We start from the raw sequence: 9,436 nt of genomic DNA, 5'->3' as shown, positions 1-9,436 counted from the left end.
AAAATGGCTTTCCGGTTAAAAACACGACAAAAATTGCATTTTTATACTTAAACCTACGCACGAGCGCCGCATTAAAGGGATAGTTCGTTCTGACATTCATGGTTGGGCGCTCTCAAAAGAGGCGATTCAATCTCCTAACCAGCGAGCTGGACGGGTGCGACCGTCTGATTATCCGGCAAACCCTCGCACGCGCACAGGCACAGACCGTACAGCGCTGCAGGGCAGACCTTGAACGTTCAGCCAGCACTACCTACACTTGGAATAAACCCCATCACACCCGCCGCCGATAGTGGTACAGGTAAAACTGCAAAACCACTGGAAGCGGCAATTTGTTATTACGCTTTCAGCCCACCCCGCGACCATCCCTGATATAATCCCTTGCTTCAAAAGGTTCTCATGCTATCGCTGTTGTACTTGATTGTGCAATACTCTGTATATCAACTGGTGTATCAATACTTGGTTTAAATACATGCTTTACATGGTTTTTAACTGAATAAAATTAGTGAGATATTTGAATTATGAAACATTCCGTCGAAGTTATAATCTCCGAAGCTGAGATTAAATCCCGCGTTGCCGCACTCGGCCAGCAAATCACTGAGCATTATCGCGATAGCGGTAGCGAAATGGTGCTGGTGGGCCTGCTGCGCGGTTCGTTTATGTTTATGGCCGATCTGTGCCGCGCCATTGATGTCCCGCACGAAGTCGATTTTATGACGACGTCGAGCTACGGCAACGGCACCTCAAGCACCCGTGATGTGAAAATCCTCAAAGATCTAGATGAGGACATTCGCAGTAAAGACGTGCTGATCGTCGAAGATATTATTGATTCAGGTAATACGCTGAGCAAAGTGCGTGAGCTATTCAGCCTGCGCGGCCCGAAATCCGTGGCGATCTGCACCCTGCTGGATAAGCCTTCTCGTCGTGAAGTGGACGTGCCGGTAGAGTATGTCGGTTTCTCCATTCCTGACGAGTTTGTGGTGGGCTACGGTATTGACTATGCCCAGCGCTACCGCCACCTGCCGTACGTGGGTAAAGTGGTGCTGGACAAGTAATCGCAGAATTACCCACAGCACAATCGACTAAGGCCGGATTTTCTGGCCTGTAATATCATACGCAGCCTGTAGCAGGCTGTGCGGATCAGGGATTGAGAACCGGGTCGTTTAGCAGATTGGCGATAGCGCTGTTCGAGGATTTCGCGACTGGTTGCGGAGACTTCTAGATCGCGCAGGTAACCATCCTGAATACCGTAAACCCAGCCGTAAATGTTGACCTTCTGCCCGCGCTATCCATGCTGACCGCATGATAGTGGAATGGCCGAGGTTGTAAACTTGCTCAATCACGTTGATTTCACACAGTTTATCAAAGCGTTTTTCCGGCGGCAGTTCACCCAGTAACGCGCTATGCTTGTACCACAAATCACGGATATGCAGCAGCTAGTTGCCGATCAGACCAAGTTCCGGGTTATCTACCGCCGCCTGAACACCGCCGCAGCCGTAGTGACCACAGATAATAATGTGGTCCACGTCCAGCACTTCAACCGCGTACTGCACCACCGACAGGCAGTTCAGATCGATGTGGACCACTAGGTTGGCGACGTTGCGATGAATAAACAGTTCACCCGACTCCAGCCCGGTCAGGCGCTCGGCAGGTACCCGACTATCAGAACAGCCAATCCACAGGAAGCGCGGCTTCTGCGCCAGAGACAGGCGTTCAAAGAAACCAGGGGCTTCCTCATTTCAGGAATTTGGACCACTGGCGATTGTTGCTGATAAGGGTGTTAATGTTTTTCATAATGATGTCGGTCACTACCTCGAAATGTGTACCGTAATATAGAGCAACGCTCCGTGATTGGAAATGACAAACAAGAAACCCATACCCCAAATAATTCGAGTTGCAGAAAGGCGGCAAATGAGCAAATCCCGATGGGCTTACTGAAGTAAGTGATTCGGATGAACTAATGTAGTCAACGCACCTGCGGCTTGAAGTATGAAGGCTATTAATAAATAAGGCTCCATCTTACCTATGACTTATGCACTGGAACTTAAAAAACTGACCAAAACCTACGCAGGCGGGGTTCAGGCCCTCAAGGGCTTCGACTTGGCTGTCGAGGCTGGTGATTTCTATGCGCTGCTCGGCCCTAACGGTGCCGGTAAATCTACCACCATCGGCATTATCAGCTCGCTGGTCAACAAAACCAGCGGCAAAGTCCGGGTGTTTGGCTATGATCTGCAACAGAATGTGGTCAACGCCAAGCGTCAGCTCGGGCTGGTGCCGCAGGAGTTCAACTTTAACCAGTTTGAAACCGTAATGCAGATTGTGGTCAGCCAAGCCGGACTGTACGGCGTGGAGAAACCAGAGGCGTTAAAGCGTGCGGAAAAATACCTGAAGCAGCTGGATTTATGGTATAAACGCAACGAACGTGCGCGCATGCTCTCCGGCGGGATGAAGCGCCGCCTGATGATCGCCCGTGCGCTGATGCACGAGCCAAAGCTGCTGATCCTCGATGAGCCGACTGCCGGGGTAGATATCGAACTGCGCCGCTCAATGTGGACCTTCCTGCAGGAGCTGAATGCGCAGGGCACCACCATTATCCTGACCACCCACTATCTGGAAGAAGCCGAAATGCTGTGCCGCAATATCGGCATTATTCAGCGCGGTGAGCTGGTGGAAAACACCTCAATGAAGGGCCTGCTTTCTAAGCTGAAATCGGAAACCTTTATTCTCGACCTCGCGGCCAAAAGCCCACTGCCGAAGCTGGAAGGCTTCCAGTACCGGCTGATTGATACGTCGACGCTGGAAGTGGAAGTGCTGCGTGAGCAGGGACTGAACATCGTGTTTAGCCAGCTTAGCCATCAGGACGTGCAGGTATTGAGTATGCGCAACAAGGCCAACCGTCTTGAGGAGCTGTTTGTCGACTTAGTTAACGGGCGCAAAGGAGAAAAAGCATGACACATCTATACTGGGTCGCCCTGAAAAGCATCTGGGGTAAAGAGATTAACCGTTTCGCCCGCATCTGGATCCAGACGCTGGTGCCGCCGGTGATCACCATGACGCTCTACTTTATTATTTTTGGCAACCTGATCGGCTCGCGCATCAGTGAAATACACGGCTTTAGCTACATGCAGTTTATTGTGCCGGGCCTGATTATGATGGCGGTGATCACCAATGCCTATGCCAACGTGGCCTCGTCGTTTTTTAGCGCCAAGTTCCAGCGCAATATCGAAGAGCTGCTAGTGGCACCGGTGCCGACGCACGTAATTATCGCCGGTTATGTCGGCGGTGGCGTGGCGCGCGGTATCTGCGTGGGAGTGCTGGTGACGGCGATTTCGCTGTTCTTCGTGCCGTTCCACGTGCATTCGTGGCTGATGGTGGCGGTGACGCTGCTGCTAACGGCGGTGCTGTTCTCGCTGGCAGGCCTGCTGAATGCGGTATTTGCCCGTACTTTCGATGATATCAGCCTGATCCCGACCTTCGTGCTGACGCCGCTGACTTATCTTGGCGGGGTGTTCTATTCGCTGACGCTGCTTCCGCCGGTGTGGCAGATGGTGTCGAAGCTGAACCCAATCGTCTATATGATCAGCGGATTCCGCTACGGCTTCCTCGGGATTAATGATGTGCCGCTGGCGTTTACGCTGGGCGTGCTGGTGGCGTTTATTGTGGTGTTTTATATTCTGGTGTGGGTGCTGATCCAGCGCGGTCGCGGATTACGTACCTGATTAGTAGGGACCGATCATTTTTTCCGATCGGTCCGTTATGACAACATCGATTACGCGACCTGAACAGGCACGGCTTTCGTTTCGCCACGCGCTTCATCTGGTTTTTACCTTCGAAATAGGCTACCTTCGGCTGTCATTCGCTCGCCTCCGCGTCCGACATCTGCACGTACGGACAGATAATCAGCAGGTCCCCTTCGCAGGCACAGCGCGCCGCCGCACTGTTCACCGAGATGAACTTCGAACCGCGTTCGGCGGCGATAGAGTAGGTTGAGAAACGCTGGCCATTGTTGATGTTATAGATATCGATAGCTGCGTATTGCAGAATGCCGGAAGCATCAAGGAAATCCTGAACGATGGCACAGGAACCTTCGCAATTCAAGTCAGCCTAGGTCACGGTGACCCGGTGGGGTTTGCCCTGCAACATAGTACGATTCATAACCCATCACTCTACAGTCAATGCAAAAAACGGACGCCAGTATTACCCGGCACCGAACGTCTGTCTACTGGGTCAGATCAACCTGTTGGTTATCAATCAGGCGAGCCTTGCCGAGCCAAGCAGCCATCAGGATCACCGCACACTGGCTGTCGACGTTGAGCGGCAGCAGCGTATCGGCATCCACAATCGCCAGCCCGTCGGCCTGCAAGCCCTGCGCAGCCAGCTCATTTTCCGCCGCCGCAATCATCTCTTCCACATGGCGCTCGCCGCTTTCCAGTTTTGAGGCGATGCTGTGCATCACCTGACTCAGCGCCGGGGCGATTTTACGCTCATCGCTGCTCAGGTAGCCGTTACGCGAGCTGAGCGCCAGACCATCTTTGGCGCGCACGGTGGGCACGCCGACGATATCAATATCGTAGCCCATATCCGCCACCATTTTGCGGATCAGCGCCAGCTGCTGGTAATCCTTTTCGCCAAAGCAGGCGAGGTCAGGCTGCACTAGGTTAAACAGCTTGCTGACGATGGTGGAAACGCCGCGGAAGTGCCCCGGACGGCTGGTGCCTTCCAGCAGGGTGGAGAGACCCGGCACGTCGACAAACGTCTGCTCGCTTAGCCCTTTGGGATAGACATCACTCGGCGCTAGGGAGAACACCAGATCAACGCCACGACGGTTCAGCTTTTCATAGTCCTGCTGCAGCGTGCGCGGGTAGCGCGCCAGCTCGTCCGCACGTTCAAACTGCATCGGGTTAAGGAAGATCGAGACCACTACGATATCCGCACGCGCGCGCGCTTCGTCCACTAGGGTTATATGTCCGTCATGCAGGTTGCCCATGGTTGGCACCAGCGCAATGCGCTTGCCGTCTTGGCGCCAGCGGCGAATTTCGCGGCGCAGCATCGGCAGGGTTTCAATAATCAGCACGGTGTTTCTCCTTGTTTACTGGAAACTGTGTTCAGCGGCCGGATAGGTTCCGGCTTCAACTTCTACCACATACTGACGCACTGCAGCGCGGATTTCTCCGACCTCAGCGAGGAAGTTTTTGGCGAATTTAGGAATGTGGCCGCCGGTAATGCCAAAAGCGTCGTGCATCACCAGAATCTGACCGTCGGTGACGTTGCCCGCGCCAATGCCAATCACCGGAATGGCCAGCGCCTCGGTCACACGTTTTGCCAGCGAAACCGGCACGCACTCCAGTACCAGCAGCTGTATGCCCGTCGCTTCCAGTGCCAGCGCATCTTCCAGCAGGCGATCAGCAGCGGCGCTTTCACGTCCTTGAACTTTATACCCGCCGAAAACATTCACCGACTGCGGCGTCAGCCCGAGGTGACTGCACACCGGCACCGCGCGCTCGGTTAACTGTTGCACCGTTTCCGCCAGCCATTTGCCGCCTTCCAGCTTCACCATATTGGCCCCGGCGCGCATCAGCGTCGCGGCACTGTCAAAGGTCTGCTGTGGCGTGGCATAGCCCATAAACGGCAGGTCGGCGAGCAGCAGCGCAGCGGGGGCACCACGGCGCACGGTTTGTGTGTGGTAAGCGATGTCGGCCACGGTGACCGGCAGCGTGGAGTCGTGGCCCTGAACCACCATGCCAAGGGAATCACCCACCAGCATTACCTGAATACCTTCATCGGCAAACAGGCGGGCAAAGCTGTAATCATAGGCGGTGATGGTGGCGAATTTGTGCCCCTGCTGCTTCCACTGGCGTAAAGTCGAGACGGTAGTCGGTTTCATTAGTTCCCCGTTAAAAATTTTCTATTGGGCGTATCTTAATGGAAGGGAAGATGGATGTCAGCACCGGCACGGGCCAGAGGAAATAATGTCCGTGCTGGTTTTTTCGTAGGGGCTGGGCATGCCCAGCCCTGAGTTTACCGGTTCGCGCCTTACCAGCGTTGAATGCTGCTGATGTCGAACGTAGCCACCAGATCGGCGATGCCCGTGCCATTGGGCAGGCTCAGATCGGGGGCGATCTCCAGCAGCGGCAGCAGCATAAAGGCGCGATTGTGCATATCGTAGTGGGGCACCGTCAGGCGTGGCGTGCTCAGCGTCTGCTCACCAAACAGCATGATGTCGAGGTCAAGCGTGCGCGGCCCCCAGCGGTGCACTTTACGCACGCGCCCCTGCTCCAGCTCAATGCACTGGGTATGGTCGAGCAGGGTTTCGGCCGTAAGTGCCGTATCCAACGCTACGGCAGCGTTGAGAAAATCAGGCTGGTCCGGCGGGCCGTAAGGTGGGGTGCGGTAAAGGGAAGAGGTGGCAACCAGCGTGGTATCAGGAATGGTCGCCAGCGCATTCAGGGCAAATTGCACCTGATGCAGCGGGTCGGCCAGATTACTGCCCAGCGCCAGATAAACGCGGATCATGCATCGTTGCTGTGGTCACGGCGTTGGCCGCCGGGAACGCGCTTGCGCGGGCGGCGGGTACGGAGGCGTGGGACCGGATCATCACCCAGGGTGTTAAGCATAGTTTTCTGCTGCGGTGGCGCAGAAACCTGGAACTCGCCCCACCAAGTGGTCAGACGCTGCAGTTCGTGGTTGTTTTCCACTTCGGCACGCAGCGCCAGCAGATCATAAGCGGCGCGGAACTTCGGATGTTCCATCAGCTTCCACGCACGTTTACCGTCGCGGCGCGACAGGCGCAGCTGTAGCTGCCAGATATCCCGCACCAGCGTGGTGATGCGTTTTGGAATAGCCAGCGAGCGGCACGCCTCATCCAGCACGTCATTCATCGACAGAGCGAAGGCATCGTAATAGACCAGCCTGCTCTCCTGTGCGATTTTCTGCGCGGCTTCTAGCTGCGGATACCAGAACATCGCCGCAAACAGGAACGCTGGGTTAACACGCATCTGGTTGTGGATGCGGTTATCGGTGTTTTTCAGCACCTGCAGGATTATCTTCTCCATATTACTGTCACCCTGTTCGGTGAAGTAGCGGGTGATGATCGGGAACAGCGGCTGGAATAGCTGATATTCACGCAGTTTCAGATAAGTATGATGAGCGTAACCCGCCTGCAGCTGCTTCAGCGTTTCTTCGAACAGGCGAGCCGGAGGAATATCGTTCAGCAGGATCGCGAGACGCGGGAGCGGCTCGCCGGTTTCGGGAGCGATACTCATGTCCAGCTTGGCAGCGAAGCGCACCACGCGCAGCATGCGCACCGGATCTTCACGGTAGCGGGTTTCCGGGTCACCGATCATGCGGATGACGCCCTGCTGCAGGTCGTTCAGGCCACCAACGTAATCACGCACGGTGAAATCGGCCACGCTGTAATAGAGGCTGTTAATCGTCAGATCGCGGCGCTGGGTATCATCTTCAATAGAACCGAAAATATTATCGTGCAGCAGCATGCCATGCTGACCGCGCTGCGAGCTATTGCTGTCATCAGCAACCGGCTGTTCCGCTTCATGGTGACTACGGAAGGTGGCAACCTCAATAATTTCCGGGCCAAACATCACGTGCGCGAGGCGGAAGCGACGACCAACCAGACGGCAGTTGCGGAACAGTTTACGCATCTGATCCGGCGTGGCGTTGGTGGTCACATCGAAGTCTTTCGGTTTTTTACCCAGCAGCAAATCGCGCACCCCGCCGCCTACTAGGTAGGCTTCGAATCCGGCTTTGTTCAGGCGACACAGTACCTTGAGGGCATTTTTACTGATGTCCTTGCGCGAGATGTTATGACTATCGCGCGGAATGACGGTCATCTGACGCATTTCCTCAACCTCGGCTGGTGCCACGTCATCGCGACTGAGGACTTTCCGGCAAAAATTAGCAACTCGGGTAAAAATGGGACACCTCTATAGTGACAATAAAATCTGGTCGGTAAAAATAGCGGCTAATCATAGCTCAGAGTGAAGCGTTTGAGAATGCCGAAGTCGGTGTATGCTACTGCTGCGCGTCGTTCATTGGGATTTTTTGCACTTCCAGTCACCAATTGCGTGCTGCAACAGTGCTGCGACACTCAGATCGTGCCAGCTTTTTGCGACCGACTGACCGAGAAAACGCAGCGCTGCTGCCGGCACCGGGCGCGGATCGCCTTCCGGCAGCGGCGGTGCATGATTCTGCTTAGAGAGCTTATTGCCGTCGTGGTTTAACACCAGCGGCAGGTGCAGATAGCGCGGCGCTGGCCAGCCAAACTGACGGTACAGCGTTATCTGACGCACGGTCGGCTCAATCAGATCCGCGCCGCGCGGCGTTTTCCGGCCCGAGCCCCAGCGCCCGGCAATGGCCGTCGTACAGCCCGCCAACCTGTTGAATACGGCCGGCTGCGCGTGCAGGTGCAGTAATAGCTGTGCCCGTCACGCTGCCGCCGATCGAGCGCCGTGCGGTAGGCTTCATGACGCTGCGACTGCCACAGGACTTCATCATCCCACTCCAGTCCGTACTGCTCCAGCTGCTACAGGATACGCATTGCCGCACCGGGGACTTCACGCGGCGGGTCAATATCTTTAATGCGTAAGTGCCACACGCCATGCTGCGCGCGAGCTTGGAGATAACTGTATAAAGCAACAATCAGAGAGCCAAAATGTAGTTCACCGGAGGGGGCGGGGGCGAAGCGCCCGATATAATCTGAGGTTATCATCTTTGATGATTGGCAGTGAAGCGAGTGCGGGAACGACTCCCCGCTTCACTGCATAATCATATGCCGTTAACCGGCCATTTGTTTTTCGCGGATTTCTGCCAGCGTTTTACAGTCGATGCAAAGATCGGCGGTAGGACGCGCTTCCAGACGACGGATACCGATTTCAACGCCACAGGAATCACAGTAGCCGAAATCATCGTCTTCAACTTTCTTCAGTGTCTTTTCGATCTTTTTAATCAGTTTGCGCTCGCGGTCTCGGTTACGCAATTCAAGACTGAACTCTTCTTCCTGAGCAGCACGGTCGACCGGATCCGGGAAGTTAGCGGCTTCGTCCTGCATGTGTGTGACGGTACGATCAACTTCATCCCGAAGTTGATTACGCCACGCCTCAAGAATTTTCTTGAAGTGCTCCAGCTGGGCATCATTCATATACTCTTCGCCCGGTTTTTCTTGGTATGGCTCCACCCCAGCGATGGCGAGAATACTCAGGGACGATGTTTTACGGTTTTGCCCTTCTTGCATGTTGCTTCTCCTGGATAACACGCACTACACCCTTCATCTTTAAGCTGCAGGGACGTTGGTCGCTATCCCGCAACCCGAAATCTTCGGGTATCGATCCCACATGGGCTTTGTTGAATAATAGGTAATGCATGTTGTTTTAATCTGCCGGTTTTGGACGAAGAGGCTAGACATTCCAGCATGTATTACCGAACA

Annotated in this window: 8 protein-coding genes and 3 pseudogenes; 3 read left to right on the top strand and 8 right to left on the bottom strand. The window is 54.9% G+C overall.

The genetic code is table 11. From position 1 onward, the window contains the following. Nucleotides 1-518 precede the first annotated feature (518 nt). Nucleotides 519-1,052, top strand: coding sequence for a hypoxanthine phosphoribosyltransferase (gene hpt, locus BBW68_RS01160; protein ID WP_070133653.1), 534 nt, complete (start codon nt 519-521; stop codon nt 1,050-1,052). An 8-nt stretch (nt 1,053-1,060) separates the two neighbouring features. On the opposite strand, the pseudogene can reads toward hpt, so the two are convergent. After that, nucleotides 1,061-1,791, bottom strand: a pseudogene (gene can, locus BBW68_RS01155) (carbonate dehydratase). A 231-nt stretch (nt 1,792-2,022) separates the two neighbouring features. On the opposite strand from can, the gene BBW68_RS01150 reads away from it, so the two are divergent. Then, nucleotides 2,023-2,949 carry an ABC transporter ATP-binding protein gene (locus BBW68_RS01150; protein WP_070133652.1) on the top strand — a complete coding sequence of 309 codons (927 nt, stop codon included), beginning with the start codon at nt 2,023-2,025 and terminating at the stop codon, nt 2,947-2,949. Further along, the gene (locus tag BBW68_RS01145) at nt 2,946-3,716 is read left to right on the top strand and encodes an ABC transporter permease (RefSeq protein WP_070133651.1); all 771 of its coding nucleotides are present in this window, start codon (nt 2,946-2,948) and stop codon (nt 3,714-3,716) included. Before BBW68_RS01150 ends, BBW68_RS01145 begins: the two co-directional genes overlap by 4 nt. Nucleotides 3,717-3,786: 70 nt before the next feature. Here BBW68_RS01145 and panD read toward each other — a convergent pair. The 7 genes and pseudogenes from panD to dksA form a co-directional block, all read right to left on the bottom strand. Further along, a pseudogene (gene panD / locus BBW68_RS01140) lies at nt 3,787-4,095 on the bottom strand (aspartate 1-decarboxylase); the annotation flags it as partial. Between the two features lie 121 nt (nt 4,096-4,216). After that, a complete protein-coding gene (gene panC, locus BBW68_RS01135) occupies nt 4,217-5,071 on the bottom strand; it encodes a pantoate--beta-alanine ligase (protein WP_070133650.1) in 855 nt (284 codons plus the stop codon). A 15-nt stretch (nt 5,072-5,086) separates the two neighbouring features. Further along, nucleotides 5,087-5,881, bottom strand: coding sequence for a 3-methyl-2-oxobutanoate hydroxymethyltransferase (gene panB / locus BBW68_RS01130; protein WP_070133649.1), 795 nt, complete (start codon nt 5,879-5,881; stop codon nt 5,087-5,089). 149 nt (nt 5,882-6,030) lie between these two features. Beyond that, a complete protein-coding gene (folK, locus tag BBW68_RS01125) occupies nt 6,031-6,510 on the bottom strand; it encodes a 2-amino-4-hydroxy-6-hydroxymethyldihydropteridine diphosphokinase (RefSeq protein WP_070133648.1) in 480 nt (159 codons plus the stop codon). Beyond that, nucleotides 6,507-7,928 (bottom strand): polynucleotide adenylyltransferase PcnB, encoded by a 1,422-nt coding sequence (gene pcnB, locus BBW68_RS01120; RefSeq protein ID WP_083264724.1) that lies wholly within the window; start codon nt 7,926-7,928, stop codon nt 6,507-6,509. Before pcnB ends, folK begins: the two co-directional genes overlap by 4 nt. Before the next feature lie 114 nt (nt 7,929-8,042). Next, nucleotides 8,043-8,722 (bottom strand): annotated as a pseudogene (locus BBW68_RS01115) (glutamate--tRNA ligase family protein). Between the two features lie 66 nt (nt 8,723-8,788). Next, nucleotides 8,789-9,244 (bottom strand): RNA polymerase-binding protein DksA, encoded by a 456-nt coding sequence (dksA, locus tag BBW68_RS01110; protein WP_070133646.1) that lies wholly within the window; start codon nt 9,242-9,244, stop codon nt 8,789-8,791. Nucleotides 9,245-9,436 lie beyond the last annotated feature (192 nt).

The sequence above is a fragment of the Candidatus Erwinia dacicola genome (genome assembly GCF_001756855.1).
Taxonomy (GTDB): Bacteria; Pseudomonadota; Gammaproteobacteria; order Enterobacterales; family Enterobacteriaceae; genus Erwinia; species Erwinia dacicola.
Note: the sequence above shows the minus strand (reverse complement) of the source record. Positions and strands in the feature narration are given on the sequence as shown.

Coding starts and splice junctions, on each gene's coding strand:
- hpt (WP_070133653.1), top strand. CDS start 519: ATGAAACATTCCGTCGAAGTTATAATCTCCGAAGCTGAGATTAAATCC.
- BBW68_RS01150 (WP_070133652.1), top strand. CDS start 2,023: ATGACTTATGCACTGGAACTTAAAAAACTGACCAAAACCTACGCAGGC.
- BBW68_RS01145 (WP_070133651.1), top strand. CDS start 2,946: ATGACACATCTATACTGGGTCGCCCTGAAAAGCATCTGGGGTAAAGAG.
- panB (WP_070133649.1), bottom strand. CDS start 5,881: ATGAAACCGACTACCGTCTCGACTTTACGCCAGTGGAAGCAGCAGGGG.
- folK (WP_070133648.1), bottom strand. CDS start 6,510: ATGATCCGCGTTTATCTGGCGCTGGGCAGTAATCTGGCCGACCCGCTG.
- dksA (WP_070133646.1), bottom strand. CDS start 9,244: ATGCAAGAAGGGCAAAACCGTAAAACATCGTCCCTGAGTATTCTCGCC.